The organism is Hydrogenophaga sp. NH-16, assembly GCF_004006415.1.
Lineage (GTDB): Bacteria > Pseudomonadota > Gammaproteobacteria > Burkholderiales > Burkholderiaceae_C > Hydrogenophaga > Hydrogenophaga pseudoflava.
Window position 1 is genome coordinate 3,604,857 of record NZ_CP029344.1, and the last position, 25,469, is coordinate 3,630,325.

36 protein-coding genes and 2 pseudogenes are annotated in these 25,469 nt (G+C 64.7%); 10 read left to right on the forward strand and 28 right to left on the reverse strand.

From position 1 onward, the window contains the following. Positions 1-53: 53 nt before the first annotated feature. The 8 genes from atpD to DD542_RS17400 form a co-directional block, all read right to left on the reverse strand. On the reverse strand, positions 54-1,460 hold the full coding sequence (gene atpD, locus DD542_RS17365; protein WP_127806501.1) for a F0F1 ATP synthase subunit beta: 1,407 nt from the start codon (positions 1,458-1,460) through the stop codon (positions 54-56). A gap of 45 nt (positions 1,461-1,505) precedes the next feature. Further along, positions 1,506-2,372 carry a F0F1 ATP synthase subunit gamma gene (gene atpG / locus DD542_RS17370; protein WP_066157621.1) on the reverse strand — a complete coding sequence of 289 codons (867 nt, stop codon included), beginning with the start codon at positions 2,370-2,372 and terminating at the stop codon, positions 1,506-1,508. A 29-nt stretch (positions 2,373-2,401) separates the two neighbouring features. Then, positions 2,402-3,958, reverse strand: a complete 1,557-nt coding sequence (atpA, locus tag DD542_RS17375; protein ID WP_066157623.1) for a F0F1 ATP synthase subunit alpha — start codon at positions 3,956-3,958, stop codon at positions 2,402-2,404. A 61-nt stretch (positions 3,959-4,019) separates the two neighbouring features. Next, the gene (locus DD542_RS17380; RefSeq protein ID WP_066157626.1) at positions 4,020-4,550 is read right to left on the reverse strand and encodes a F0F1 ATP synthase subunit delta; all 531 of its coding nucleotides are present in this window, start codon (positions 4,548-4,550) and stop codon (positions 4,020-4,022) included. A 46-nt stretch (positions 4,551-4,596) separates the two neighbouring features. Further along, complete coding sequence (locus DD542_RS17385; RefSeq protein ID WP_066157630.1) at positions 4,597-5,067, reverse strand: F0F1 ATP synthase subunit B; 471 nt, start codon at positions 5,065-5,067, stop codon at positions 4,597-4,599. 124 nt (positions 5,068-5,191) lie between these two features. Continuing rightward, positions 5,192-5,443, reverse strand: a complete 252-nt coding sequence (gene atpE, locus DD542_RS17390) for a F0F1 ATP synthase subunit C (RefSeq protein WP_066157632.1) — start codon at positions 5,441-5,443, stop codon at positions 5,192-5,194. 79 nt (positions 5,444-5,522) lie between these two features. Further along, complete coding sequence (gene atpB, locus DD542_RS17395) at positions 5,523-6,401, reverse strand: F0F1 ATP synthase subunit A (protein WP_066157634.1); 879 nt, start codon at positions 6,399-6,401, stop codon at positions 5,523-5,525. 24 nt (positions 6,402-6,425) lie between these two features. Next, the gene (locus tag DD542_RS17400) at positions 6,426-6,962 is read right to left on the reverse strand and encodes an ATP synthase subunit I (RefSeq protein ID WP_241559584.1); all 537 of its coding nucleotides are present in this window, start codon (positions 6,960-6,962) and stop codon (positions 6,426-6,428) included. 243 nt (positions 6,963-7,205) lie between these two features. Between DD542_RS17400 and DD542_RS17405 the strand changes: the two genes are divergently transcribed. Genes DD542_RS17405 through DD542_RS17420 form a run of 4 tightly spaced genes read left to right on the forward strand, consistent with a single transcriptional unit; the run spans position 7,206 to position 9,940 of the window. Beyond that, the gene (locus tag DD542_RS17405) at positions 7,206-7,490 is read left to right on the forward strand and encodes a DUF493 family protein (RefSeq protein WP_127806502.1); all 285 of its coding nucleotides are present in this window, start codon (positions 7,206-7,208) and stop codon (positions 7,488-7,490) included. Between the two features lie 7 nt (positions 7,491-7,497). Further along, positions 7,498-8,190: a lipoyl(octanoyl) transferase LipB gene (gene lipB, locus DD542_RS17410; RefSeq protein WP_127806503.1), complete on the forward strand. Its 693-nt coding sequence runs from the start codon at positions 7,498-7,500 to the stop codon at positions 8,188-8,190. Between the two features lie 30 nt (positions 8,191-8,220). Then, positions 8,221-9,234, forward strand: coding sequence for a lipoyl synthase (gene lipA, locus DD542_RS17415; RefSeq protein WP_127806504.1), 1,014 nt, complete (start codon positions 8,221-8,223; stop codon positions 9,232-9,234). Between the two features lies 1 nt (position 9,235). Further along, positions 9,236-9,940, forward strand: coding sequence for an AraC family transcriptional regulator (locus DD542_RS17420; RefSeq protein WP_127806505.1), 705 nt, complete (start codon positions 9,236-9,238; stop codon positions 9,938-9,940). Between the two features lie 25 nt (positions 9,941-9,965). Here DD542_RS17420 and DD542_RS17425 read toward each other — a convergent pair whose 3' ends face one another. Next, positions 9,966-10,331 carry a carboxymuconolactone decarboxylase family protein gene (locus DD542_RS17425; RefSeq protein WP_127806506.1) on the reverse strand — a complete coding sequence of 122 codons (366 nt, stop codon included), beginning with the start codon at positions 10,329-10,331 and terminating at the stop codon, positions 9,966-9,968. 97 nt (positions 10,332-10,428) lie between these two features. Between DD542_RS17425 and DD542_RS17430 the strand changes: the two genes are divergently transcribed. Then, complete coding sequence (locus DD542_RS17430; RefSeq protein WP_127806507.1) at positions 10,429-11,271, forward strand: DMT family transporter; 843 nt, start codon at positions 10,429-10,431, stop codon at positions 11,269-11,271. Positions 11,272-11,275: 4 nt separating this feature from the next. Here DD542_RS17430 and ptsP read toward each other — a convergent pair whose 3' ends face one another. Genes ptsP through DD542_RS17455 form a run of 5 tightly spaced genes read right to left on the reverse strand, consistent with a single transcriptional unit; the run spans position 11,276 to position 15,535 of the window. Beyond that, positions 11,276-13,051, reverse strand: a complete 1,776-nt coding sequence (gene ptsP, locus DD542_RS17435; RefSeq protein WP_127806508.1) for a phosphoenolpyruvate--protein phosphotransferase — start codon at positions 13,049-13,051, stop codon at positions 11,276-11,278. Further along, positions 13,048-13,317: an HPr family phosphocarrier protein gene (locus DD542_RS17440; RefSeq protein ID WP_066157661.1), complete on the reverse strand. Its 270-nt coding sequence runs from the start codon at positions 13,315-13,317 to the stop codon at positions 13,048-13,050. The genes ptsP and DD542_RS17440 overlap by 4 nt, the downstream gene beginning before the upstream one ends. Continuing rightward, complete coding sequence (locus tag DD542_RS17445) at positions 13,286-13,732, reverse strand: PTS fructose transporter subunit IIA (RefSeq protein WP_066157664.1); 447 nt, start codon at positions 13,730-13,732, stop codon at positions 13,286-13,288. The genes DD542_RS17440 and DD542_RS17445 overlap by 32 nt, the downstream gene beginning before the upstream one ends. Before the next feature lie 10 nt (positions 13,733-13,742). Next, positions 13,743-15,002 (reverse strand): MFS transporter, encoded by a 1,260-nt coding sequence (locus DD542_RS17450; protein ID WP_127806509.1) that lies wholly within the window; start codon positions 15,000-15,002, stop codon positions 13,743-13,745. Further along, on the reverse strand, positions 14,999-15,535 hold the full coding sequence (locus DD542_RS17455) for a hypothetical protein (protein ID WP_127806510.1): 537 nt from the start codon (positions 15,533-15,535) through the stop codon (positions 14,999-15,001). Before DD542_RS17455 ends, DD542_RS17450 begins: the two co-directional genes overlap by 4 nt. 173 nt (positions 15,536-15,708) lie before the next feature. Here DD542_RS17455 and DD542_RS17460 point away from each other — a divergent pair, with 173 nt between their 5' ends. After that, positions 15,709-16,122: a thioredoxin fold domain-containing protein gene (locus DD542_RS17460; RefSeq protein WP_127806511.1), complete on the forward strand. Its 414-nt coding sequence runs from the start codon at positions 15,709-15,711 to the stop codon at positions 16,120-16,122. A gap of 78 nt (positions 16,123-16,200) precedes the next feature. Then, a complete protein-coding gene (locus DD542_RS17465; RefSeq protein WP_127806512.1) occupies positions 16,201-16,710 on the forward strand; it encodes a TlpA disulfide reductase family protein in 510 nt (169 codons plus the stop codon). A 91-nt stretch (positions 16,711-16,801) separates the two neighbouring features. Here DD542_RS17465 and DD542_RS17470 read toward each other — a convergent pair. Further along, positions 16,802-17,255 (reverse strand): annotated as a pseudogene (locus DD542_RS17470) (cytochrome c). A 152-nt stretch (positions 17,256-17,407) separates the two neighbouring features. Between DD542_RS17470 and DD542_RS17475 the strand changes: the two are divergent. Continuing rightward, positions 17,408-18,082 carry a cytochrome b/b6 domain-containing protein gene (locus tag DD542_RS17475; protein ID WP_127806513.1) on the forward strand — a complete coding sequence of 225 codons (675 nt, stop codon included), beginning with the start codon at positions 17,408-17,410 and terminating at the stop codon, positions 18,080-18,082. A gap of 107 nt (positions 18,083-18,189) precedes the next feature. After that, a complete protein-coding gene (locus DD542_RS17480; protein ID WP_241559808.1) occupies positions 18,190-18,678 on the forward strand; it encodes a GNAT family N-acetyltransferase in 489 nt (162 codons plus the stop codon). Positions 18,679-18,681: 3 nt separating this feature from the next. Here DD542_RS17480 and DD542_RS17485 read toward each other — a convergent pair whose 3' ends face one another. The 13 genes and pseudogenes from DD542_RS17485 to DD542_RS17545 form a co-directional block, all read right to left on the reverse strand. Further along, positions 18,682-19,188, reverse strand: coding sequence for a peroxiredoxin (locus DD542_RS17485; RefSeq protein ID WP_066157683.1), 507 nt, complete (start codon positions 19,186-19,188; stop codon positions 18,682-18,684). Positions 19,189-19,292: 104 nt separating this feature from the next. Next, the gene (rpsQ, locus tag DD542_RS17490; RefSeq protein WP_066157687.1) at positions 19,293-19,562 is read right to left on the reverse strand and encodes a 30S ribosomal protein S17; all 270 of its coding nucleotides are present in this window, start codon (positions 19,560-19,562) and stop codon (positions 19,293-19,295) included. An 11-nt stretch (positions 19,563-19,573) separates the two neighbouring features. Continuing rightward, positions 19,574-19,774, reverse strand: coding sequence for a 50S ribosomal protein L29 (rpmC, locus tag DD542_RS17495; RefSeq protein ID WP_066157692.1), 201 nt, complete (start codon positions 19,772-19,774; stop codon positions 19,574-19,576). A 15-nt stretch (positions 19,775-19,789) separates the two neighbouring features. Continuing rightward, on the reverse strand, positions 19,790-20,206 hold the full coding sequence (rplP, locus tag DD542_RS17500; RefSeq protein ID WP_066157696.1) for a 50S ribosomal protein L16: 417 nt from the start codon (positions 20,204-20,206) through the stop codon (positions 19,790-19,792). Between the two features lie 2 nt (positions 20,207-20,208). Continuing rightward, on the reverse strand, positions 20,209-21,069 hold the full coding sequence (gene rpsC, locus DD542_RS17505) for a 30S ribosomal protein S3 (RefSeq protein WP_066157699.1): 861 nt from the start codon (positions 21,067-21,069) through the stop codon (positions 20,209-20,211). Positions 21,070-21,085: 16 nt separating this feature from the next. Next, positions 21,086-21,421 (reverse strand): 50S ribosomal protein L22, encoded by a 336-nt coding sequence (gene rplV, locus DD542_RS17510; RefSeq protein ID WP_066157701.1) that lies wholly within the window; start codon positions 21,419-21,421, stop codon positions 21,086-21,088. A gap of 9 nt (positions 21,422-21,430) precedes the next feature. Further along, positions 21,431-21,706, reverse strand: coding sequence for a 30S ribosomal protein S19 (gene rpsS / locus DD542_RS17515; RefSeq protein WP_066157704.1), 276 nt, complete (start codon positions 21,704-21,706; stop codon positions 21,431-21,433). Between the two features lie 12 nt (positions 21,707-21,718). Then, the gene (rplB, locus tag DD542_RS17520; RefSeq protein WP_066157707.1) at positions 21,719-22,543 is read right to left on the reverse strand and encodes a 50S ribosomal protein L2; all 825 of its coding nucleotides are present in this window, start codon (positions 22,541-22,543) and stop codon (positions 21,719-21,721) included. A 2-nt stretch (positions 22,544-22,545) separates the two neighbouring features. Beyond that, positions 22,546-22,857, reverse strand: coding sequence for a 50S ribosomal protein L23 (gene rplW, locus DD542_RS17525; RefSeq protein ID WP_079364209.1), 312 nt, complete (start codon positions 22,855-22,857; stop codon positions 22,546-22,548). Further along, positions 22,854-23,474 carry a 50S ribosomal protein L4 gene (gene rplD / locus DD542_RS17530; protein ID WP_066157712.1) on the reverse strand — a complete coding sequence of 207 codons (621 nt, stop codon included), beginning with the start codon at positions 23,472-23,474 and terminating at the stop codon, positions 22,854-22,856. Before rplD ends, rplW begins: the two co-directional genes overlap by 4 nt. Continuing rightward, positions 23,474-24,142, reverse strand: a complete 669-nt coding sequence (rplC, locus tag DD542_RS17535) for a 50S ribosomal protein L3 (protein WP_066157714.1) — start codon at positions 24,140-24,142, stop codon at positions 23,474-23,476. The genes rplD and rplC overlap by 1 nt, the downstream gene beginning before the upstream one ends. Before the next feature lie 170 nt (positions 24,143-24,312). Further along, positions 24,313-24,627: a 30S ribosomal protein S10 gene (gene rpsJ, locus DD542_RS17540; protein WP_066157716.1), complete on the reverse strand. Its 315-nt coding sequence runs from the start codon at positions 24,625-24,627 to the stop codon at positions 24,313-24,315. 18 nt (positions 24,628-24,645) lie between these two features. Continuing rightward, positions 24,646-24,726, reverse strand: a pseudogene (locus DD542_RS17545) (elongation factor Tu); the annotation flags it as partial. A gap of 130 nt (positions 24,727-24,856) precedes the next feature. On the opposite strand from DD542_RS17545, the gene DD542_RS17550 reads away from it, so the two are divergent. Then, positions 24,857-25,447 carry an NAD(P)H-dependent oxidoreductase gene (locus DD542_RS17550; protein ID WP_127806514.1) on the forward strand — a complete coding sequence of 197 codons (591 nt, stop codon included), beginning with the start codon at positions 24,857-24,859 and terminating at the stop codon, positions 25,445-25,447. Positions 25,448-25,469: the final 22 nt, after the last annotated feature.

Consider the following 25,469-nt stretch of genomic DNA (forward strand, 5'->3'; position numbering starts at 1 on the left):
AAAGGGAAAAGGTGGCTCGGTGGACGGGCGCCGGCGAACGGCGCCCTGCTCCATCAGGCGACCTTCTTCGCCTTCACGAAGGCCTCGTCGATGGTGCCGACCATGTAGAAGGCCTGCTCGGGCAGGTGGTCGCACTCACCGGCGGTGATCATCTTGAAGCCGCGGATCGTTTCGGACAGCGGCACGTACTTGCCGGGCGAGCCGGTGAACACCTCAGCGACGTGGAACGGCTGCGACAGGAAACGCTGGATCTTGCGGGCGCGGGCCACGGCCAGCTTGTCTTCCGGCGCCAGTTCGTCCATGCCCAGAATGGCGATGATGTCGCGCAGTTCCTTGTAGCGCTGCAGCGTGCCCTGCACGGCGCGGGCGGTTTCATAGTGGTCCTGACCCACGACCAGCGGGTCCAGCTGACGGCTGGTGGAGTCCAGCGGGTCCACGGCGGGGTAGATACCCAGCGCAGCGATGTCACGGGACAGCACCACGGTGGAATCCAGGTGGGCGAAGGTCGTGGCGGGCGACGGGTCGGTCAAGTCATCGGCCGGCACGTACACGGCCTGGATGGAGGTGATCGAGCCGACCTTGGTGGAAGTGATCCGCTCTTGCAGGCGGCCCATTTCTTCGGCCAGCGTCGGCTGGTAGCCCACGGCGGACGGCATGCGACCCAGCAGGGCGGACACTTCGGTACCGGCCAGGGTGTAGCGGTAGATGTTGTCCACGAAGAACAGCACGTCACGGCCTTCGTCACGGAAGGACTCGGCGATGGTCAGACCGGTCAGGGCCACGCGCAGACGGTTGCCCGGGGGCTCGTTCATCTGGCCGTAGACCATGGCCACTTTCGATTCAGCCAGGTTCTCGAGGTTCACGACGCCGGAGTCGGCCATCTCGTGATAGAAGTCGTTGCCCTCACGGGTGCGCTCACCCACGCCAGCGAACACGGACAGACCGCTGTGCGCCTTGGCGATGTTGTTGATGAGCTCCATCATGTTCACGGTCTTGCCCACACCGGCACCACCGAACAGACCCACCTTGCCACCCTTGGCGAACGGGCAGACCAAGTCGATCACCTTGATGCCGGTTTCCAGCAGCTCTTGCGAGGGGGACAGTTCGTCGTAGGCCGGGGCCTTGCGGTGGATGGGGGCGGTCAGGCTCTGGTCGACCGGGCCGCGCTCGTCGATGGGCTGGCCCAGCACGTCCATGATGCGGCCCAGGGTGGCCTTGCCCACCGGCACGGTGATGTTGGCGTTGGTGTTGGTGACCACCATGCCGCGGCGCAGACCGTCGGACGAACCCAGTGCAATCGTGCGGACCACGCCGTCGCCGAGCTGCTGCTGGACTTCCAGCGTCAGTGCGGAACCTTCCATCTTCAGGGCGTCGTAAACGCGCGGCATCTGGTCGCGGGGGAATTCCACGTCCACGACGGCGCCGATGCACTGAACAATCTTGCCTTGTGCTTGAGACATGATGTGTACCTTTGAGTTTCTCTAGATTTCAGTTGAGCGCCGGGGTCAGACCGCCGCAGCGCCGGCCACGATTTCCGACAGCTCTTTCGTGATGCCGGCCTGGCGGGTCTTGTTGTAGACCAGCTTGAGTTCGCTGATGACGTTACCGGCGTTGTCGGTGGCAGCCTTCATGGCCACCATGCGGGCCGACTGCTCGGACGCCATGTTTTCCGCCACAGCCTGGTAGACCTGGGCTTCGATGTAGCGCAACAGCAGCTCGTCGATGACGGTGGCCGCGTCGGGTTCGTAGACGTAGTCCCAGTCACGACCCTTGTTGCCTTCCTGCAGGTCAGCGGCCGACAGAGGCAGCAGCTGCTCGATCACGGCTTCCTGCTTCATCGTGTTGATGAAGCGGGTGTAGCACACGTGAACCGAGTTGATGCGACCTTCGGTGTACGCGTCCAGCAGCACCTTCACCGGGCCGATCAGCTTGTCCAGGTGGGGGGTATCGCCCAGGCCGACGGCGCTGGAGACCACTTTCGCACCGATGCGGTTGAGGAAACCCAGGCCTTTGTTGCCGATGGCCACGGCTTCCGCGCCAACGCCCCGGCCCTGGAAGTCCTTGAGCTGGTTGGTCAGCGCGCGAAGCACGTTGGTGTTCATGCCACCGCACAGGCCCTTGTCGGTGGTCACGACGACAAAACCGGCGGTCTTGGCGTCGTTGGTCTCCATGAAGGGGTGCGTGTACTCGGGGTTGGCCTTGCTCAGGTTGCCAGCGATCTGGCGCACCTTTTCGGCGTAAGGCCGGGCCGCACGCATGCGGTCCTGCGCCTTGCGCATCTTGGAAGCGGCCACCATTTCCATGGCTTTGGTGATCTTCTTGGTGTTTTCCACCGATTTGATCTTGCCGCGAATTTCCTTGCCTGCTGCCATTGCTGCTCCTTAGCTCGTCAATGGACGGTTCAGTAGGTACCGGTCTTCTTGAAATCGGCGATGGCGGCGAGCAGCTGGGCTTCAGCGTCCTTGTCCATGGCCTTGTCGTTGTCGAGCTTGGCCACCAGCGCGGCGTGCTTGTCTTTCAGGAAAGCGTGCAGACCGCCTTCGAAGGCCAGCACCTTCTTGACATCGATGTCGTCCATGAAGCCCTTGTTCACCGCGAACAGCGAAGCGGCCATCAGGCTGATGGGCAGCGGGCTGTACTGGGCCTGCTTGAGCAGTTCGGTCACGCGGGCGCCGCGGTCGAGCTGCTTGCGGGTGGCTTCGTCCAGGTCGGAAGCGAACTGCGCAAACGCAGCCAGCTCGCGGTACTGGGCCAGGTCGGTACGGATACCGCCGGACAGCGACTTGATCAGCTTGGTCTGGGCTGCACCACCGACGCGCGACACCGAGATACCGGCGTTGATGGCGGGACGGATACCGGCGTTGAACAGGTTGGTTTCCAGGAAGATCTGGCCGTCGGTGATCGAGATCACGTTGGTCGGCACGAAAGCGGACACGTCGCCAGCCTGCGTTTCGATGATCGGCAGTGCGGTCAGCGAACCCGTCTTGCCCTTGACTTCACCCTTGGTGAAAGCTTCGACGTAGTCGGCGTTCACGCGAGCGGCGCGCTCCAGCAGGCGGCTGTGCAGGTAGAACACGTCGCCGGGGTAGGCTTCGCGGCCCGGAGGACGGCGCAGCAGCAGCGAGACCTGGCGATAGGCCACGGCCTGCTTGGACAGGTCGTCGTACACGATCAGGGCGTCCTGGCCGCGGTCGCGGAAGTACTCGCCCATGGTGCAGCCGGAGTAGGCCGACAGGTACTGCATGGCGGCGGACTCGGAAGCCGAGGCGGCGACCACGATGGTGTACTCCATGGCGCCGGCCTGTTCCAGGGCGCGCACCACGTTCTTGATGGACGACGCCTTCTGGCCGATGGCGACGTACACACAGGTCATGTTCTGACCCTTTTGGTTGATGATCGCATCGATCGCCACAGCGGTCTTGCCGGTCTGGCGGTCGCCAATGATCAGCTCGCGCTGGCCACGGCCGACGGGCACCATCGAGTCGATCGACTTCAGACCGGTCTGCACCGGCTGGTCCACCGACTTGCGTGCAATCACGCCGGGAGCGACCTTCTCGATCACGTCCGTCATCTTGGCGTTGATGGGGCCCTTGCCGTCGATCGGCTGACCCAGGGCGTTGACCACGCGGCCCACCAACTCGGGACCCACCGGCACTTCCAGGATGCGGCCCGTGCACTTGACGGTGTCGCCTTCGGAGATATGCTCGTACTCACCCAGAATCACGGCGCCGACGGAGTCGCGCTCGAGGTTCAGGGCCAGACCGAAGGAAGGTACGCCGTCCTTGTTGGCCGGGAATTCCAGCATTTCGCCCTGCATCACGTCCGACAGGCCGTGGATGCGAACGATACCGTCGGTGACGGACACCACGGTGCCCTGGTTGCGCACATCGCTGGACGCGCCCAGACCCTGGATGCGGGATTTGATCAGTTCAGAAATTTCGGCGGGATTGAGCTGCATGACTCTTTCCTTCTTTCGTTAATTGGGATGAGGTCGCGTCCGAGCGGCGGGGCAGACGGCTTCAAGCCGTCAGCGCTACTTTCATTTGTTCCAGGCGGGCCTTGATGGAGGTGTCCAGCACTTCGTCACCCACCACCACACGCACGCCACCGATGAGCTCGGGCTGCAATTGGACTTGCAGGTTGAGCTGGCGCCCGAAGCGCTTCTCCAGCACACCCGACAACTCGGCCAGAGCAGACGGTTCGATGTCGAAGGCGCTGTAGACCACGGCATCAAAGCGGCCCTGCTGGGCGTTCTTGAGCACGCGGAACTGGGCAGCGATTTCAGGCAGCGCCGCGACGCGACCATTCTCGATCACCGTGCGCAGGAAGTTCTGGCCCATCTCCGGCAGCGCGTTCTTGAGCACGCCGGTGATGACGTCGAACACCTGGGTCGGCGAAGACTGAGGCGCTTCGGCGAACTGGCGCAGCTGCTCGTTACCAGCAACAGCAGCCAACTCGTCGAGCCAAGAGGCAACGCCCGCAGCATCGGCGCCAGCGGCCTTGAACAGGGCGTCAGCGTAGGGACGGGCAATGGTGGCGATTTCGGCCATGTTCTACCTTCGTATGCCGGGGTTCAATCGGAACGTGGGCCTGGGGTCAGAGCTCGGTCTTCAGGCGACCCAGCAACTCGGCGTGAACACCGGCGTTGACTTCGCGCTTGAGAATCTGCTCGGCACCCTTGACGGCCAGCGCGGCGACTTCCTCGCGCAGGGCTTCACGGGCCTTGACGACCTGCTGCTCGGCTTCCTGACGGGCGGCGGCGACGATCTTGGCAGCCTCTTCCGTCGCACGGGCCTTGGCTTCCTCGATCACAGTCTGTGCACGGCGCTCGGCGTCGGCCAGACGGGTGGCTGCCTCGTTGCGGGACTGGCTCAACTCAGCCTCGACACGCTTGTTGGCCACGGCCAGTTCGGACTTGGCCTTCTCGGAAGCGGCCAGACCTTCGGAAATCTTCAACGCACGCTCATCGAGCGCCTTGGCAATCGGGGGCCACACGAACTTCATCGTGAACCACACCAGGATCGCAAAGACGATGGCCTGCGCAAAGAGGGTTGCATTGATGTTCATCGCAACGCCTTTCTGTGTGTGAACGGGAGTGGAGACGCAATTGCTGCGGCACCGACGACATCCGGAAGGAGGGGACGATGTTCATCGCCCCACCGCATGCCGCCGCGCACGGCAGCAAGACCCATTAAGCAGCCAGCTGGAAGGGGTTGGCGAAGGCGAACAGCAGAGCGATGGCCACGCCGATCAGGAAGGCGGCGTCGATCAGACCGGCCAGAATGAACATCTTGGTCTGCAGGTCGTTCATCAGCTCGGGTTGGCGAGCGGAGGATTCCAGGAACTTGCCACCCATCAGGGCGATACCGATAGAGGCGCCAATGGCACCCAGGCCGACGATGAGACCGCAAGCCAGAGCAACCAGACCCAGAACGTTTTCCATGATGACTCCTTAAGAGATTGAGAGTTGAAAAGAAAGGAAGGAACCGAAAGAACTAGAGAGCGAGGTGAAACCGCGCAACTTAGTGAGCGTCATGCGCTTGACCCAGATAAATCAGGGCCAGCATCATGAAAATGAACGCCTGCAAGGTGATGACCAGAATGTGGAACAAGGTCCACACCGTGCCTGCGATCAAGTGTCCGACGAAGAAAAGTCCACCCGAGAGCGAGAAGGCGGCGAAACCACCCAGCAGCGCAATCAGCATGAACACCAGTTCACCCGCGAACATGTTGCCAAACAACCGCATGCCGTGCGAAACCGTCTTCGCCACGAACTCGATCATTTGCATCAGGAAGTTGGTCACGCCCAGCAGCAGTGCCCAAACAGGATTTTTGGAAGTACCAAAGGGAGCCGTCACCAACTCGTGCGCCCAGCCACCCAGGCCCTTGATCTTGATGTTGTAGAACAGGCACATCAGCAGCACAGAGACGGACAGACCCAGCGTGGTCGACAGATCGGCGGTCGGCACTACCCGAAGGTAGGCGTGATGAGGATCGTGGCCGGTCGCTGCGTAGTACTCGGTCCACAGGCGGGGCAGCAAGTCCACCGGCAGCATGTCCATGAAGTTCATCATGAAGATCCAGCAGAACACAGTCAGCGCCAGCGGGGCGACCAGCTTGCGGCTGTTGGCGTTGTGGATCACACCCTTGGCCTGGCTGTCGACCATCTCGACCAGCATCTCCACTGCGGCCTGAAAGCGCCCCGGCACGCCCGCATGCGCCTTGCGCGCCGCCAGCCACAGCATGAAGCAGACAAAGGCGCCCAGCACCGAACTGAAAACCACGGAGTCGATGTTGATCACCGAGAAGTCAACGATGAACCCTTGCTTGTGGTTCGTCAGATGGGTCAGGTGGTGGCGGATGTACTCGCCAGGGGTAGGACCGATACCTTCAGCAGCCATGTTCGTTGCACCAATCAACGGAAATTAATGTGGGCGCCTGGTTTGGAACCACAGCCCAAACCAGTACACCTTCAGCGTCAAAACCAACCCGGCCAGCAAACCCAGCCAACTGAGATCAGGGACCAGCGCCGGCGCCGACCACAGCATGGCCACCACCAGCAACACCTTGACCCCTTCCCACAACAGGAAGCCAGCGAACGTGGCCCGCGAATGTCCCGGCATCAGACGGGACAACGCACTGGAGGTCAGACCGTAGGCCATCAATGCCGTCGGAATGAACACCGAAGCCGCGCCGTAGAGCACCGACAGAGCCAGCGACATCTGGCGCGAAAACAGCCAGACCAGCAACCCCGACACCGCCCCCACCAGCACCTGCACCCCCACCAGACGCCAGACAGATAGTTCCGGCTGACCAGCGCGCCACTGATGCGCCTGTTCACGCGTCAGTGGCTTGAATTCGGGTTCTTGCTCCCCATCTTCCCATCCGCGCCCCGATTTGGCCTCTGTCTGATCGGCCGGCAATGGCTGCCCGTCTTTGTCGGGCCCGGGCATTGTCGGCATGGCAGATTACAAACGGTTTACAGGTGTGCGAAGGTTCGCAAAGCCTCTCATTATACGTAGAAACCCCAAGCCAACGTCAATCGTTCTGCGCTGACCAAGGACTTGACGCGCGCGACCATAATGGTGCGCGTCCCTCGGGCAGACCTCTGCTGGCCCCGTGCCCGCCAGCACATGCGCCGAAGGACGATCTGAAAAATTCTCACTTTGATGCAGCCAGTGCCGAGCCCGTGCTGCGCACGCCCCATGGACCTGCCACGAGATATTCCGCCAGAACAGTCGCTCATCGAGTACCCCTGCCGATTTCCCATCAAGGTGATGGGGGCCAACGTCGAGGGCTATGTATCGGCCATGGTCGCGGTAGCGCGAGCGTTCGACCCCGGCTTCGACGAGACCTCCGTCGAGCACCGCCCGAGCAAGGCGGGCAACTACCTGGGCCTGACGCTCACGGTGTACGTCACCAGCCGGGAGCAGCTGGACGAGGTGTACCGCACCCTGACCACCCACCCCATGGTCAAGGTCGTCCTCTGATCCGCTCATGATCGTCCGACCGCTGGGGCGCGTGGACTACGCGCCCACCTTCGACGCCATGGTGGCCTTCACCGAATCGCGGTCGGCACAGACACCCGACGAGTTGTGGATCTGCGAGCACCCACCCGTGTTCACGCAAGGCCTGGGGGGCAGGGATGACCACCTGCTGGCGCCGGGCGACATTCCGGTCGTCAAGACCAACCGCGGTGGCCAGGTGACCTACCACGGCCCTGGCCAGGTCGTCGCCTATCCGCTGATCGATCTGCAGCGCGCGGGCTACTTCGTGAAGGAGTACGTCTACCGCATCGAAGAGGCGGTGATCCGCACGCTGGCCCACTTCGGTGTGACTGGCCACCGTGTTGCGGGCGCCCCCGGCATCTACGTGCGGCTGGGCGACCCAACCGGCCATGCCCCTTTGCCGCAGCGGCCGCAGAAACGCACGCAAGGTTCACCAGCCCCAGAACCTGATTTCGCCGGCCTGGGCAAGATTGCGGCGCTGGGCATCAAGGTCAGCCGGCACTGCACCTACCACGGTGTCGCGCTGAACGTGACCATGGACCTGCAGCCCTTCTGGCGCATCAACCCATGTGGTTATGCAGGCCTGCAGACGGTCGACCTTTCTACAATAGGGGTTGCCGTTTCATGGGATGAAGCGGCCAGGGTGCTGAGCAACCAGCTCGGCGCCCTTCTCGGCCCCTGACCACCAACGCGCGCCGACCGCGCCCCTGCCATGACCCGCCCCGACACCCCCGCGGCCGACGCTCACACCGTCCGCGAAGCCCAGCCCGCCGCCCAGTACGACGCCACCGCCAAGCAGAAGAGCCAGGCGAAGACGGCGCGCATCCCGATCAAGATCGTGCCGGCCGAGGTGCTCAAGAAGCCGGAGTGGATCCGCGTCAAGGCCGGTTCGCCGACCACGCGCTTCTATGAGATCAAGGACATCCTGCGCAGCAACAAGCTGGTAACGGTGTGCGAGGAGGCGAGCTGCCCCAACATCGGCGAGTGTTTCGGCAAGGGCACGGCGACCTTCATGATCATGGGCGACAAGTGCACGCGCCGCTGCCCGTTCTGCGATGTCGGCCATGGACGCCCCGATCCACTGGACGTGGACGAGCCGGAGAACCTGGCCAAAACCATCGCCCAGCTCAAGCTCAAGTACGTGGTGATCACCAGTGTGGACCGCGACGACCTGCGCGATGGCGGTGCGGGCCACTACGTGGCCTGCATCCAGCGCACGCGCGAGCTCTCGCCCGGCACCCAGATCGAGGTGCTGGTGCCCGACTTCCGCGGTCGCGACGAGAAGGCCCTGGACATCCTGGCCGGCGGCCTGCCCGACGTGCTCAACCACAACCTGGAGACCGTGCCGCGCCTGTACAAGGAAGCGCGCCCGGGCTCGGACTACCAGTTCAGCCTGAACCTGCTCAAGAAGTTCAAGCAGCGCTTTCCCGGCATTCCCACCAAGAGCGGCCTGATGGTCGGCCTGGGCGAGACCGACGAAGAGATCCTGGACGTCATGCGCGACATGCGCGCGCACGACATCGACATGCTCACCATCGGCCAGTACCTGGCGCCCAGCGGGCACCACCTGCCGGTGCGCCGCTACGTGCACCCCGACACCTTCAAGATGTTCGAGGAAAAGGCCTACGAGATGGGCTTCACCCACGCCGCCGTCGGCGCCATGGTTCGGTCCAGCTACCACGCCGACCAGCAGGCGCACGACGTGCTGAACAACCCCAGGACCTGAAGTGGCCGCCGCGCACGACGCTCTGTCGGTGCGCCACTACGGCGCCTCGCCGGGTAGCCATGCGCACGACCACTTCCAGATCCTGCTGGGTCTGGAGGGCTGGCTGGAGCTGGAGGTCGACGGCCGCGGGCGACGTGTCGGCACTGGCGACGGGGTGGTGATTGCGCCAGGCCTGCGGCACGACTTTGAATCGACCCGGGGCGCCCGCTGCCTGGTGCTGGACTCTTCCAACATGGGCTGGACCCGGCTGGACCGCAGCGCCCCCCTGCCGGACACCTTGCCGCTGGCTCGCTACCTGGCGTCGGCCTGCGCATCGGGTCTGGTTCGGGCCCGCCAGCTGGGGCCGGCATTGCTGCTGGAAGCCTGGGCGCCGCCCGCGCTGCCCAGACGCACCCGGCGCGCCATCGACTGGCAGAGTCTTCAGGCCTGGGCGCTGAAGGCAGTTGACGAACGGCTGTCGGTGGCCGATCTGGCCACGCGCACCCATCTCAGCCCGGCCCAGTTCACCGAACGCTGCCAGCAGGAACTCGGCCAGAGCCCCATGGCCTGGCTGCGTAACCTGCGGCTGGACCGCGCGCGGCACTTGCGCGCGCAAGGACTGCCCGTGGCCGAGGTCGCCCGGCGCTGCGGCTACCGCTCCCCGTCCGCCCTCACCGCGGCGCTGCGGAAGCAAGGCGAGCCGACACCCTCGAACGCCGACGATTGACCCGCGCCGCGCGACGACAGCCTGACTAAGCTCTCGCGTGCAGGTCCTGAGGCGCCATCTTCTCCCAGGCGGCGATGGCCTCGGCCGCATACATCAGCGCCGGACCGCCGCCCATGTAGACGCAGACGGACAGCATCTCTTCCAGTTCGGCGCGCGTGCAACCCAGTTGCACCAGCGCCTTGACGTGAAAGCCGATGCAGCCCGAACAGCGCTGGGTGACGGCGATCGCCAGCGCCACCAGCTCCTTGTGTCTGGCACTGAGTGCGCCGTCGGTGATGGCCGCCTTGGCCAGCTGTCCGAAGCCAGCCATGGCGGTGCCCTGGCTCTTGCGGAACGGCGCCAGACTGGCATTGATGTCGCGCATCAGGTCGTTGTGATTGAAAGTGCTCACGTGCAGGTCCTGTGAAAATACCCCATGCAGTATCAAGGAAGTTCCGTGCCCATGACTTTGTCCCTGATCAAGCAACCAGTCGGAAAGGCGTGAAGAAATGAGTGCCAACCTGCTCGCGCTGGGCGCCGTCGCCCTCTGGGGCTCTCTGGCCGCACTGGGCGTGGCGCTGTCCCACATCCCGCCCTTCCTGCTGACCGGCCTGTCGCTGCTGATCGGCAGCCTGATCGCCCTGCCGCTCTCGCGCTTCGACTGGCGTCGCTGGCGGGTGCCGCCGGCCACGCTGGCCCTGGGCGTGTACGGCCTGTTCGGCTTCCACTTCCTGCTCTTCATCGCGCTGCGCCATGCACCCCCAGTGCAGGCCAACCTGGTGAACTACCTGTGGCCGCTGGGCATCGTCGTGATGGCGCCCCTGTTTCTGCCCGGGACGACGCTCACCGGACGCCACATCCTGGCCGCCCTGCTGGGTTTCGGAGGTGCCGCACTGGCCATCCTCGGACGCAGCGGCACGGCCGATGCCATCTGGGCGTGGGGCTACCTGCCCGCCGCCGGCTCGGCCTTCATCTGGTCCAGCTACTCGCTGTTGACCAAGCGCGTGGCGCCGTTTCCGACCGCCGCCATTGGCAGCTTCGCCCTGGTGTCGGGCCTGCTTTCGCTGCTGTGCCACGCGCTCATGGAACCGGCGGTGTCGCTGACCGCGCAGGACTGGGTGCTGATCGCCCTGCTCGGCCTGGGGCCGCTGGGCGGTGCCTTTTTCCTGTGGGACGCGGCGCTCAAGCGCGGCGACGCGCGGCAGATCGGTGTGCTCAGTTTTCTCACCCCGCTGCTGTCGACGCTGACCCTGCTGTGGGTGCGCGGCGAGGCACCGAGTCTGTCGGTCGGGATGGCCGCGGCCCTGATCATTGGCGCGGCGGTGCTGGCCACGCGGCGGCCGGCGGCCTGAGGGGTCAGTCGGCCATCAGCGCGGCCGGATCTTCGGCCGCCAGCACGCTCTGCGCCCATGCCGCCAGCTTGCCGGTGTCGCAGCGCAGAATCTGCTGCTTGACGGCCAGGATCTGCGTGGGGTGCATCGAAAAACTGCGCAAGCCCAGCCCGAGCAGCAGGCGCGTCATGCCGACATCGCCCGCCATCTCGCCGCACACGCTCACGCCCTTGCCCTGCGCACGGGCCTGCGCGATGGTGTTGGCCACCAGATGCAGCACCGCCGGGTGCACCGGGTCGTAGAGGTGCGCCACCGCCTCGTCGGCGCGATCGATCGCCAGGGTGTACTGGATCAGGTCGTTGGTGCCGATGGAGAGAAAATCGAAGTGGCGCAGGAACAGCGGGATCGTCAGCGCCGCGGCAGGCACCTCAATCATGGCGCCCAGCCGCACCGGGCCGTGAACCACCCCCAGGGCGTCGAGCTGTGCCCGCGCCTTGTCGACCAGCGCCAGCGTCTGGCGGATCTCGCTGGCGTGGGCCAGCATGGGCACCAGCAAATTGATCGGGCCGAGCGCCGCCGCCCGCAGGATGGCGCGCAGCTGCGCCAGGAACATCGCCGGGTCGGCCAGGCTCCAGCGGATCGCGCGCAAGCCCAGCGCGGGGTTGAGGTGGTCCTCGCCGGCGCGCACCGGGGTGCGGTCCAGCGGCTTGTCGGCACCGACGTCGACCGTGCGAATCGTGACCGGCAGCCCCTGCATGCCCTCGACGGCCCGGCGGTAGGCGGCGTACTGTTCTTCCTCGTCGGGCAGCTTGCCGTTGCGGCCCATGAACAGGAACTCGGTTCGGAACAGTCCCACGCCCACGGCGCCAGCCTTGAGCGCCGCGGCGGCGTCCTCGGGCTGCTCGATGTTGGCCAGCAACTCGATCTTCTGGCCATCCAGCGTCACGGCCGGGGTGTTCTTCAGACGCGAGAGCCGCTCGCGCTCGACCTCGCCCTGGCGCTGCTTGAAGCCGTACTCGGCCATCAGGATGGGCGACGGGTCGACGATCACCACACCGGCGTCGCCATCGATGATGACCCAGTCGTCCTGGTTGATCAGGTGACTGGCCGAGCGCGCCCCGACCACCGCGGGTATGTCCATGCTGCGCGCGACGATGGCGGTGTGGCTGGTCTTGCCGCCCACGTCGGTGACGAAGCCGGCGAACACGCTCTGCTTGAACTGCAGCATGTCGGCCGGCGACAGGTCGTGCGCGATCAGCACCAGGGGCACGTCGACCGAGGGATCGAAGAGGGTGCCGTTGGGCTCGCCCTCGTCCGCGGGAGGCAGTGGCGCGGCGACGGGCGAAGCCACACCGCGCATCATGCGCAGCATGCGCTCGACCACCTGTTCCAGGTCGGCCTTGCGCTCGCGCAGATAAGGGTCCTCCATCTCGTCGAACTGGCGCGCGATCACCTCCAGCTGGGTGGTCAGCGCCCACTCGGCGTTGTAGTGGCGCTCGGTGATCCAGTGCTTGACGCCGCTGGTGAGCTGCTCGTCCTGCAGCAGCATCAGGTGCACATCCAGCAGCGCGCTCAGCTCCGGGTGCGCGTCTTGTGAACCCAGCTCATCCAGGCTGGCCTGGACCTTCTCGATCTCCTCGACCACACCGTTGCGGGCCCGCCGCAGGCGCTGGATCTCGGCCTCGACCTGATCAGGCTTGACGAAGTAGTGGGCGACGTCGATGCGGCTGGACGCCACGATCACCGCCCGCCCGATGGCAATGCCCCGGGAGACCGCCAGACCGTGGACGGTGAAGCTCACTCGCCTTCCCCGAACTTGTCGTTGATCAGCGCCACGATGGCATCCATCGCGGCCTGCTCGTCCGGGCCGCTGGTCTCGATTTCGACCTGGCTGCCCACCCCGGCGGCCAGCATCATGACGCCCATGATGCTCTTGGCGTTGATGCGGCGGTCCCCCTTGGACATCCACACCTCGCACTGGTGGCTGCCCGCCAGCTTGGTGAGCTTGGCCGAAGCGCGGGCGTGCAGGCCCAGCTTATTGCTGATGGTCGCGGTGGTCTTGATCATGTGTGGTTCTTCTCGCCTGATTCTGTGGTGCCGTCACGGCCACCTGGATCACACCCTGCGTGGCCCCTACCATGGCGCGAGAGACCAGCGCGTCCAGCGACTCGTGCCGGTACGACACGGTGCGCAGCAGCATCGGCAGATTCACGCCGGCGATCAGCTTGGAGCGCACACCGTCGACCAGCTTGTGCGCCACGTTGCAGGGCGTGGCACCGAACACGTCGGTCAGCACCAGCGTCTGCGGCGTGTCCAGCTGCCGCATGAGGATGCGCGCCTGGGCCAGCGACTCTTCGGGGGGAGCATTGGGCATGACATCCAGGGCCGACACCGCATTCGCGCTGTCGGGAAACACGTGCAGCACGCAGGCCCGCAGGGCCGAAGCCAGCGGCGCGTGCGCAACGATGAGGATGCCGTTCATCGTTCGGAGTTTATCCCCCGGGGGCTGCGCGCTGGCGCCGGCATCCGAACAGGAAAACCCCATAGGCCGACACGCAGCACAGCCCGAACACCGCGATCGCGCCCCGAAAGCGCGCCACAGTGTCCCAGCCCAGCAGCGCGAAGGCGTCCACCAGTCCGCCGATCGCCCACTGCACCAGGAACACGCCGGCAAAGATCACCAGGTTGTAGGCCGACAGCGCGCGCCCGGCCGCCGCCGCAGGCAGCGCCAGCGCCACGGCGGGCTGCGACAGAGAAACGAAGGTGCTGCCCACACAGAACGCTGCCCACAAGGGCCAGCCGGCACGGGGCCCGAGCACCACAATGGCCGCCAGCACCACGAAGCTCAGGGGGAGACCCCAGGCGATCAGCCGCTCGGCTGGGATGCCCCGCCGCGACAGATGGGGGTTGACCATGCCCCACAGCCAGAAGCTCAGCAGCATGCACAGGTTGATCCCGAACAGCCCGACGGCCGCGCGCTGCGGCGTGTAGCCGGCCACCTGCACCATCCAGGGACCCGCCCACAGGGTCTGCACCGCCACCATGCCGCCGTAGTTGATGAAGCCGATGGGCGCCATCTGCCGGAAGTACGGGTGGCGCCAGATCGCACCGTAGCCCAACGCTTCGGGCGCAGCCACCACGGATGAGGGCTCCTTGCGCCAGCGCGGCACCAGCGCCGCCAGCACCAGCATGGACAGCAGCACCAGCGCTGCCAGCGACCAGAACAGCCCACGCCATCCCAGCATCGGCATCAGCCACTGCACCGGCAGGGTGGACGCCACCATGCCCATGGACCCGGTCATCAGCATCCAGGAGTTGGCACGCAGTTGCGTGGCCGGCTGCAGCCAGCGGCGGTAGCCGGTGAGTGGCGCCATGAGGCAGGCGCTCACGCCCATGCCGGTGAGCACGCGGGCGGCCAGCAAACCTGAAAAGCTGGTGGCCATGGCAAAGGCCGCACAGCCCGCCACCGCCACCCCCAGGAAGGCCAGGATCACCTGCCGCGGGCCGAATCGGTCCAGCCACGAGCCCAGGGGCAGCTGGGTCAGGGCGAAGCCGAAGAAGTACCCACCGGCCAGCAACCCGAGGTCGCTCGCCTGCAGCGACAGTTCGGCACCGAGCACCGGCGACAGCGTGGCGGTGACCGCACGGATCAGCGCCGACAGGAAGTACGTCAGCGCGAAGGCCAGAAACACCGAAACCGCCACCAGTGGCGGCAAGAGGTGGTTACCCGACTCGGTCCCGGTGCTTCTCATGGCTGCGCGAGGCTCAGCCCGGCGAAAAAGGCTTCGCGAGCCCCTTCATCCAGCCGGGCGCCATAGACCGCGGCCTGGAACACCTGTGTGCCGCGGGCGAAATACGCGGCCTGCATGACCACCGGCTGCCCCTGGGGATCGGTGCCCCGGGCCTGCACGCCCTGTGCCTGCGGCGCGCCCTTGACCCCGACCGACCAGGCCAGACCTGGATCGTCCGGCGAAGCCGCAGGCACCCGGAGCGTCTGGAGGCTCGCCACACGCCAGGCCGCCAGCGCGGCGGGCACCTGGTCGGCCCTGCCCACGTCGGCCCAGGCCAGGGCGAACCGCATGCCACCGGTCTCGCAGGCCTGCATGTGCAGTTCCACCGGCGTCCCCAGCATCGGCACCGGCCGGCTCGCACTCTCCGGCTTGCAGGGCATCAGCGCACGCAAGGGCGTGCCAGCGACCGGCCACTCACGCCAGTTGAACGTGGGACTGCAGGCCCCAAGGGCCAGCAGCGCCGCCAGGCCAGCGGCGCGCAAAGGGTGCAACAAAGGAGTCTCCGGAAGGCGCGGCAGAGTGATGCCACCATGGAGGGCTCAAGGCCCTGGGAAAGCCCCGGATGGTATCTGCATCCGCAAACGGCCCGGTGCATCCGACACGGTTGGAGGAATGCCGCAATCGCGGTATCTTCCGAGGCGCGCCAACATACTCCCCTGAGTTTTCCATGAACACCCCCGGCCATTCATCCGCCCTCCCCACCCCGACTTCGCTGCGAGGCAGCGCCCTGGCGGCGGTGGCGCGTGGCGAACCGCTGGTCGTGATGACCACCCTCGCCGGCTGTCCGTACTGCGACCTGGTGCGCAACCACCACCTGCTGCCCATGCTGAGGCAGGGGCAGTTGCATGCCGTCCAGCTCGACGTCCGCGACCGCACCAGCAACCTGCAGGGATTCGACGGCTCGATGACCACGCCCGCCGAACAGGCCAAGGCCTGGAAAGCCCGTTTCGCGCCCACCGTGCTGTTCCTGGGCGCCAAGGGAGAAGAACTGGCGGAGCGGCTGGTCGGCGTGGCGGTTCCGGATTTTTACGGCGAGTACCTCGATGCCCGCCTGCAGCAGGCCCGCGCCCGTTTGCGCTGAACCGGTTGCGGTACCGGAATGAACTCCGGGACAATCGGAAGATCACACTTCGGCCATTCCGAAATCTTTCCTGCGCCCATGATCTCCACTTTGTTCCTCCACCGCCGCTCGCTCGCCACCCTTCTGGTCGCCGCTGCAGCAGTTGGCCTGTCCGGTTGCGCCTCCGGTGACGAGGCGCCTGCCTCCAGTTTCGTGCTGCTGGACGGCACCACCACCACCACCGCGGACCTCAAGGGCAAGGTGACCCTGGTCAACTTCTGGGCCACCACCTGCGTCACCTGTGTCAAGGAGATGCCCTCTCTGGTCAGCACCCACCAGAAATACAAGGACAAAGGGTACGAAACCATCGCCGTCGCCATGAGCTACGACCAGCCGGCCTGGGTGGCCAACTACGCCCAGTCGCGCCAGCTACCGTTCAAGGTGGCGCTGGACAACACCGGCGAACTCGCCAAGAACTGGGGCGACGTGAAGCTGACCCCGACCACCTACCTGGTCGACAAGCAGGGGCGCATCGTCAAGCGCTTCGTCGGCGAACCCGACTTTGCCGCGCTGCACAACCTGATCGAGGACCTGCTCGCCAAGAGCTGACCAAGAGAGACCCGAGCCATCAACGAAATGGGCGGACACCTTCACGGGTGCCCGCCCATTTCTGTTATTGAGGTGCCAATGAAGTGCTCGCTCACTCCTTGCGGAATGCGTCGTGGCACGCCTTGCAAGTCTTGGCAGATTCGCCGAACGCTTTCTTCAGGTTGTCCAGATTGCCCGTCTTGGCAGCCGCATTGAGCTGGGCGACCGACGCCATCATGTCTTCCGACGCCTTCTTGAACTTGGCCCCGTCGGTCCAAATTTCCGGCTTGGCTCGGGTTTCCCCCTTCTCGGAGCCGGCCACGAACCCGGCCCAGGGCAGCTTGCTCATGGTCTCCACAATCGGCCGCGTTCTCTGCCGCCACCTTGGCGTCGAACGGTGCCTTGTCGCTGGCCATGGCACCGAGGCGTCCGAAGTGAGCGGCCATCACCGTGAGCGCTGCCTTGCGGTACTTGACGGCGTCTTCCGGCTTCTGGAACTGGGCCATCGCAGGCACCGACAGTGTGGACACCACGGCGGCCAGCGTGAGTGAAGCAAGCAATTTCATGAGGACTCCTGCGCAGGGTTGACTGGATGGATGAAGGTGCAGCCGCTGGGGCTACCCGAGCCGGGAGCTTCCCGCACGGGGAAAAGTTCCGCAGGAACCTGTCAGGGTTTATCTTCTCTACCTGTTCCTCGCGTCAACACTTGGCCCTCACCATGCACACCATCCGCGTCTGGGATCTTCCAACCCGTCTGTTCCACTGGGCGCTGGCCCTCTGCGTCATCGGTCTGGTCATCACCGCCAATGTGGGAGGCAACTGGATGACCTGGCACGGGCGCCTGGGCTACGTGGTTCTGAGCCTGCTGCTGTTTCGCATCGCCTGGGGTTTTGTCGGCGGACACTGGTCCCGGTTCAGCAGCTTCCTCTACAGCCCTGCAAACGTGTTGGCCTATCTCCGGGGCAACGACCGGCCGGAGCACCGCGTCGGTCACACCCCCCTGGGCATGCTGTCGGTGTTCGCATTGATCGCGGTGCTGCTGCTGCAGGTGAGCACCGGCCTGGTCGCCGACGACGAAATTGCGTTCACCGGCCCGTTGGTCAGCCTGGTGTCTGGCGACACGGTGACCCAGGCCACCCGGTATCACAAGTCCATCGGCAAGCTCCTGCTCATCGCGCTGGTCGCGCTGCACGTGCTGGCCATCCTGTTCTACAAATGGGTCAAAAAGGACAACCTGGTACGACCGATGGTGCTGGGCGACAAGCAAGTCGAGGCACCGATGCCCAGCGCACCGGACAGCACGGCATCGCGGCTGCTCGCGTTGGTGATCTGGGCGGTCTGTGGCGCTGCGGTGTACTGGATCGTCGGCCTGGGTCAGACCAGCTGGGGATGAGACCCCGCGTGGCCGACGCCCGTCACTGTCGTATAGTGCCCGCTCGCCTGCACCGCTCGATCCTGCCGCCGATGTCCGCCCCCCGTCACACCGCCCAGCTGTCTCTCATGCACGCCCGCTCGGCGGTAGAACTGGCGGCGGTCCGCTCGCTGTTCCTGGACTACCAGGCAGGACTCGGCATCGATCTCTGTTTCCAGGGATTTGAAGAAGAACTGCGGACCTTGCCTGGCGACTATGCCGAACCGTCCGGTGGACTGTTCCTCGCACAGGTCGATGGCGCACCGGCCGGTTGCTGCGCCTTCAGGCCTCTGGCCAACAGCGACCATCTCAATGCGTGTGAGATGAAGCGCCTGTTCGTTCGTCCCGCTTTCCGCGGGCTTGGTCTGGGCCGGCAACTGGTGGATGCCGTGATTACTGGTGCCCAGCAAGCCGGCTACACGACCATGCTGCTGGACACCCTGACCGACATGGAGGCAGCACGCGCGCTCTACCAGGAAGTGGGCTTTGTCGAGACTGAGCCCTATTACCACAACCCCCTGGCGGGCGCGCACTACCTCAAGCTGGATCTGCGCACCCTGACCCTGGGCGGCGCCTGAACTTCAGCCGCGGGCCTGCGCCAGCAGCGTCGCTGCGTCGCTGACCTCAAACTTGCCCGGGCCTTCCACATTCAGTGTCTTGACGACGCCGTCCTTGACGAGCATCGAGTACCGGTTGCTGCGCAAGCCCATGCCCCGGGCGGTCAGATCCAGCGTCAGGCCGGTCGCCTTGGCGAAATCGGCGCTGCCGTCTGCAAGCATGCGCACCTTGGTGCCTGATTTCTGGTCGCGTGCCCACGCTCCCATCACGAAGGCATCGTTGACGCTCACACACCAGATTTCGTCCACACCGGCCGCCTTCAGTGCGTCGTGCTGCTCCACATAACCCGGCACATGTTTGGCCGAGCAGGTGGGCGTGAACGCGCCAGGCAGGGCGAACAGTGCAATGGTCTTGCCGGCGCTGGCAGTGGCCGTGTCCACCGGGTTAGGGCCGATGCTGCAGCCGTTGCCCTCGACTTCGCTGTATTCCATCAGCGTGACCGCCGGAATCTTGTCGCCTACCTGAATCATGGTGTGTTCTCCTCGTTTGTGGTGACCCGTGGGCCGGAAATGAAAAAAGCGACCGAGATTCTCGGTCGCTTTCCGGGCTTGCGCAGGAATCGGCGCAAACAGGCTTACACCACGGCGGCCTTTTGAACCAGGCGGGTAGCCACCCAGTTCTTGGTCTTGGACAGCGGGCGGCTTTCGGTGATCTCGATCACGTCGCCGAGCTTGTACTCACCCTTTTCGTCGTGGGCGTGGTACTTGCTCGACTTGGCGACGATCTTGTCGTAGAGCTCGTGCTTCACACGGCGCTCGACCAGAACCGTCACGGTCTTGGCGCGCTTGTCACTGACCACCTTGCCGATCAGGGTGCGCTTGAGGGATGTTTTGGCTTCCGTCATTTCGTCACTCCTTACTTGGCGGCGGCGCGTTGCTTCTCGGCCAGGATGGTCTTGGCGCGAGCGATGGAACGGCGGGTGTCGCCCAGCGTGGCGGTGTTGTTGAGTTGTTGCGTGGCCTTCTGCATGCGCAGGCCGAAATGGGCCTTCTGCAGAGACTTCACTTCGGCTTCCAGGCCGGCCACATCCTTCTGGCGCAGTTCAGCAGCTTTCATCTATGTTCTCCTGAATCACTGACCCAGCATGCGCGCCACGAAGGTGGTGCGCAGGGGAAGTTTGGCGGCGGCCAGGGCAAAGGCTTCGCGAGCGAGTTGCTCGGGCACGCCCACGATTTCATACAGCACCTTGCCGGGCTGGATTTCGGCCACGTAGTACTCCACGGAACCCTTGCCGTTGCCCATACGGACTTCGGCAGGCTTCTGGGAGATCGGCTTGTCCGGGAACACGCGGATCCAGATCCGGCCGCCACGCTTGACGTGACGGGAAATCGCACGGCGTGCGGCTTCGATCTGGCGGGCCGTCAGGCGGCCGCGGTCGGTGGACTTCAGACCGAAATCACCGAAGGCCACGGTGGCGCCGCTGGTGGCGACGCCCGTGTTGCGGCCTTTCTGCTCTTTACGGTACTTGCGGCGAGCGGGTTGCAGCATGTTTATTCTCCTTTGCCGTCCGCAGGTGCCCCTGCGGGTGCGTCTTTGCGAACGCGCTTAACGGCGGGTTTGTCGGTGGCCTCGGCGGGCTTGTCGGAGCCATCGGTCGGGGCGGCGTTGCCACCACGGCGCACGGCGGCGCGGGCAGCCGGGCCAGCCGGGCGCTCACGGCGCGGACCGCGGGGACGGCGCTCCTCTTCCGGACGCGGGGTCTCCACCACAGGCGCGTCGTTGCGGCCCAGGGTGTCGCCCTTGTAGACCCAGACCTTGACGCCAATGACGCCGTAGGTGGTCTTGGCTTCCGAAGTGCCGTAATCGATGTCGGCGCGCAGGGTGTGCAGCGGCACACGGCCTTCGCGGTACCACTCGGTGCGGGCGATTTCAATGCCGTTCAGACGGCCGGCAGACATGATCTTGATGCCCAAGGCACCCAGACGCATGGCGTTCTGCATGGCGCGCTTCATGGCGCGGCGGAACATGATCCGCTTTTCGAGCTGCTGGGTGATCGAGTCGGCGATCAGCTTGGCATCGATTTCGGGCTTGCGCACCTCTTCGATGTTCACAGCGACCGGCACGCCCAGTTTGGCGGCCAGATCCTTCTTCAGCTTCTCGATGTCCTCACCCTTCTTGCCGATCACCACGCCCGGACGCGCCGAGTAGATGGTGATGCGGGCGTTCTTGGCGGGGCGCTCGATCACGACGCGCGAAACGGCGGCGTTCTTCAGCTTGCCCTTGAGGTACTCGCGGACCTTGATGTCTTCGGCCAGCATGCCGGCGAAGTCACGATTGGAGGCGTACCAGCGGCTGGCCCAGTTGCGGGAAACTGCAAGGCGGAAGCCGGTGGGGTTGATTTTCTGTCCCATATGTCCTCTAGCCTCTTCAGTTGCCAACCGTCACGTAGATGTGACACGTGGGTTTGCTGATGCGGTTGCCGCGGCCCTTGGCACGGGCAGCAAAACGCTTGAGCGTGGTGCCTTGCTCGACGTAGATCGACTTGACGAACAGTTCGTCGATGTCGGCGCCGTCGTTGTGCTCGGCATTGGCGATGGCGGAGTCAAGGGCTTTCTTGACGATGCCAGCGGCCTTCTTCTGCGTGAACGACAGGATGTTCAGGGCCTGATCGACCTTCTTGCCACGAATCAGGTCGGCCACGAGACGGCCTTTGTCCACCGACAGGCGCACGCCGCGAACGACGGAGCGGGTTTCTGTACTCATGGTTGGTCCTTACTTCTTGGCTTTCTTGTCGGCCGGATGGCCTTTGAACGTGCGCGTCAGCGAAAACTCGCCGAGCTTGTGTCCCACCATCTGGTCGGTGATGTACACGGGCACGTGCTGCTTGCCGTTGTGCACGGCGATCGTCAGACCGATGAACTCGGGCAGGATCATGGAGCGGCGCGACCAGGTCTTGACCGGCTTCTTGTCCTTGGTGGACACAGCCTTCTCGACCTTGGCCATCAGGTGGTGGTCAACGAAGGGACCTTTTTTGAGAGAACGAGTCATTTCGTCAACCCCTTACTTCTTGCGACGCGACACGATCATGTTCTGCGTGCGGCGGTTGTTGCGGGTGCGGTAACCCTTGGTCAGGTTGCCCCACGGATCCACCGGTGCACGACCTTCGCCGGTCTTGCCTTCACCACCACCGTGCGGGTGGTCGATCGGGTTCATGGCGGTACCACGCACGGTCGGGCGGATGCCCATGTGGCGCTTGATACCGGCCTTGCCGATCTGGCGCAGGCTGTGTTCGGTGTTGGAGACTTCACCGATGGTGGCGCGGCAATCCACGTGGATCTTGCGCACTTCGCCCGAACGCATGCGAACCTGGGCGTAGATGCCTTCGCGGGCCAGCAGCACGGCGGAAGCACCGGCGGAACGGGCGATCTGGGCACCTTTGCCGACTTGCAGCTCGATGCAGTGGATCGTCGAACCGACCGGAATGTTGCGGATCGGCAGGGTGTTGCCCACGCGGATCGGCGACTCGGAACCGGACAGCAGCGTGGCACCGACTTCAACGCCACGCGGGGCGATGATGTAGCGGCGCTCGCCGTCGGCGTAGCACAGCAGCGCGATGTGCGCCGTGCGGTTCGGGTCGTATTCGATGCGCTCGACCTTGGCCGGGATGTTGTCCTTGTTGCGACGGAAGTCGACCACGCGGTAGTGGTGCTTGGCACCGCCGCCCTTGTGGCGAACCGTGATGTGGCCGTTGTTGTTGCGGCCGGACTTCTGGTGCTGGGGCTCCAGCAGCGGCGCGAAACCCGAACCCTTGTGCAGGTTCTCGCGCGTGACCTTCACCATGCCGCGACGGCCTGGCGAAGTCGGTTTCATCTTGATCACTGCCATGATTAGGCCTCCCCACCGAAGTTGAGTTCCTGACCCTCGGCCAGCGTGACATAGGCCTTGCGCACATGGTCACGGCGACCCACGGTCTTGCCGAAGCGCTTGGTCTTGCCCTTCTGGTTGAGCACGGACACGCCCTTGACCTGGACCTTGAACATCAGTTCAACGGCGGCCTTGATTTCGGGCTTGGTGGCGTCCTGCAGCACCTTGAACAGCACCGCATTGGACTGCTCGGCGGCTTGAGTGGCCTTTTCCGACACGATCGGTGCCACGAGCACCTGCATCAGACGACCTTCGTCGTATTTTTTGACGCTCATGCGAACATCTCCTTGAGCTGGTCGATGGCACCCTTGGTGACGATGACCTTCTTGTAGTGCACCAGCGACACCGGGTCGGCGTAACGCGGCTCGACCACGAGCACGTTGGCCAGGTTGCGCGAAGCCAGGTACAGGTTCTCGTCGACTTCTTCGGCGATGACCAGCACATTGCTCAGGTTCATGGCCTTGAACTTGGCGGCGAGCTGCTTGGTCTTGGGCGAGTCCACCTTGATGGAGTCGACAACGGCCAGGCGGCCTTCACGCACCAGCTGCGAGAAGATGGAGGCCATGCCGGCGCGGTACATCTTCTTGTTGAGCTTCTGCGTGAAGTTTTCGTCCGGGCTGTTCGGGAAGATGCGACCGCCCCCGCGCCACAGCGGTGAGGAAGTCATACCGGCACGGGCGTTGCCGGTGCCCTTCTGCTTGAACGGCTTCTTGGTCGAGTGCTTGACCTGCTCACGGTCCTTCTGGGCACGCGTACCTTGACGGGCGTTGGCCTGATACGCCACCACGAGCTGGTGAATCAGGGACTCGTTGTAATCACGGCCGAAGACGGTCTCGGGCACGTCCAGCTTGGACGCAGCCTGACCTTGGTCGTTCAGGAGTTCAACTTGCATCAGTTAGCTCCCTTCTTGGCCTTGACGGCGGGACGAACGGTCAGGAAACCGCCGTTGGCGCCAGGCACGGCACCGCGGATCATCAGCAGCTGACGGGCTTCGTCGACGCGGAAGATGTCCAGGTTCTGGATGGTCTTGGTTTGATCGCCCATGTGACCGGTCATCTTTTTGCCCGGGAACACGCGACCCGGATCCTGGGCCATGGAGATCGAGCCCGGCACGTTGTGCGAACGGCTGTTGCCGTGCGACGCGCGCTGCGAGCTGAAGTTGTGGCGCTTGATGGTGCCGGCGTAGCCCTTACCGATCGAAGTGCCCTGCACGTCGACCTTCTGGCCGGCGGCAAAGATGGCGTTGGCGGCCACGGTAGCGCCTGGCTGGTACTGGGCAGCCACATCGGCGGCAACGCGGAATTCCTGGATGATCTCACCCGCTTCGACACCAGCCTTGGCCAGGTGGCCCGCGATGGGCTTGGTAACGCGGGAGGCGCGACGCTGGCCAAAGGTGACCTGCAGCGCGTCGTAGCCATCGTTGGCTTGGGTTTTGACTTGCGTCACACGGTTGTTCGACACATCGACCACCGTGACAGGCACTGCGTCCCCGTCATCGGTGAACAGACGCATCATGCCCACCTTGCGACCCAACAACCCGAGGGAGTTGCTAAGACTCATTGTTTTCTCCGTTCCCGACTGCAATTGGCCGGGGCTGATGGTGCGCAGCCCACCGGTCGCATGACCGAAAGACGAACGCGGTTGGGGGCCAGAAGCCCGAAAAGCCCGCCAGTATAACCAGCGGGCTTTGTTTGTGCAAGCCCGACCATCGCCAGACCTGCGCGCAGCGTTTACTGCAGCTTGATTTCGACGTCCACGCCGGCCGGAAGGTCCAGCTTCATCAGGGCGTCTACCGTTTTGTCGGTCGGGTCGACGATGTCCATCAGACGCTGGTGGGTACGGATTTCCAGCTGGTCGCGCGAGGTCTTGTTGACGTGCGGCGAACGCAGGATGTCGAAGCGCTTCATGCGGGTCGGCAGGGGCACGGGACCCTTGACGATCGCGCCGGTGCGCTTGGCGGTGTCGACGATTTCGGCGGCCGAGGTGTCGATCAGCTTGTAATCAAACGCCTTCAGGCGGATGCGGATTTTTTGCTTGGTAGACATGCGGTTCTCCGGATCCGGTTAAGCAATGATCTTGGCCACGACGCCGGCGCCGACGGTACGACCGCCTTCACGGATGGCAAAGCGCAGACCTTCTTCCATTCTGGCCATCACCCTCATCCATTGAAGCTTCGATGGATGAGGATTATGGCTTTAAAAATACTATCTGAACAGTATTGACCCTAACCCCCACGCAAAAATCCTGCGCCGGCTGGCTGACACAATGCCGCCCATGAGCACCCCCACCCCCCTCCTCGTCTTCGCGGGCAGCACGCGCGCCCAGTCCTTCAACCGCAAGCTGGCCACCGTCGCCGCCGAACTCGGTCGTGAGGCCGGCGCCGCCGTGACCCACATCGAGCTGGCCAACTTCGACGTGCCGCTCTACAACGCCGACCTCGAAGCCAAGGGCACGCCGCGCGACGTGGTGCGCCTGAAGGAACTGTTCTTCGCCCACCCGGCCTGGGTCGTGGTCTCGCCCGAGTACAACGGCAGCTACACCGGCCTGATGAAGAACACCATCGACTGGGTCTCCAGCCCCATCAAGGGCGACCCGGCCTGGTCCAGCGGCACCAAGCCGTTCGCCGGCAAGGTGGTCGGGGTGCTGTCGGCCTCGCCCGGCGCGCTTGGTGGCCTGCGCAGCCTCTCGCACCTGGCGCCGCTGCTGATGAACCTGCAATGCTGGGTCTCGCCGAAACAGTTCGCCCTGTCCAAGGCCGGCGAGGCCTTCACGCCCGAGGGCCAGCTGGTGGCCGAGGCCGCGCGCGAGAACGTGCGCGGCGTGGTCGAGCAGGTTCTCTGGGCCGCACGGCGCTTCGGCGCCTGAGCCCCTCCCCGCAGCGGCTTGC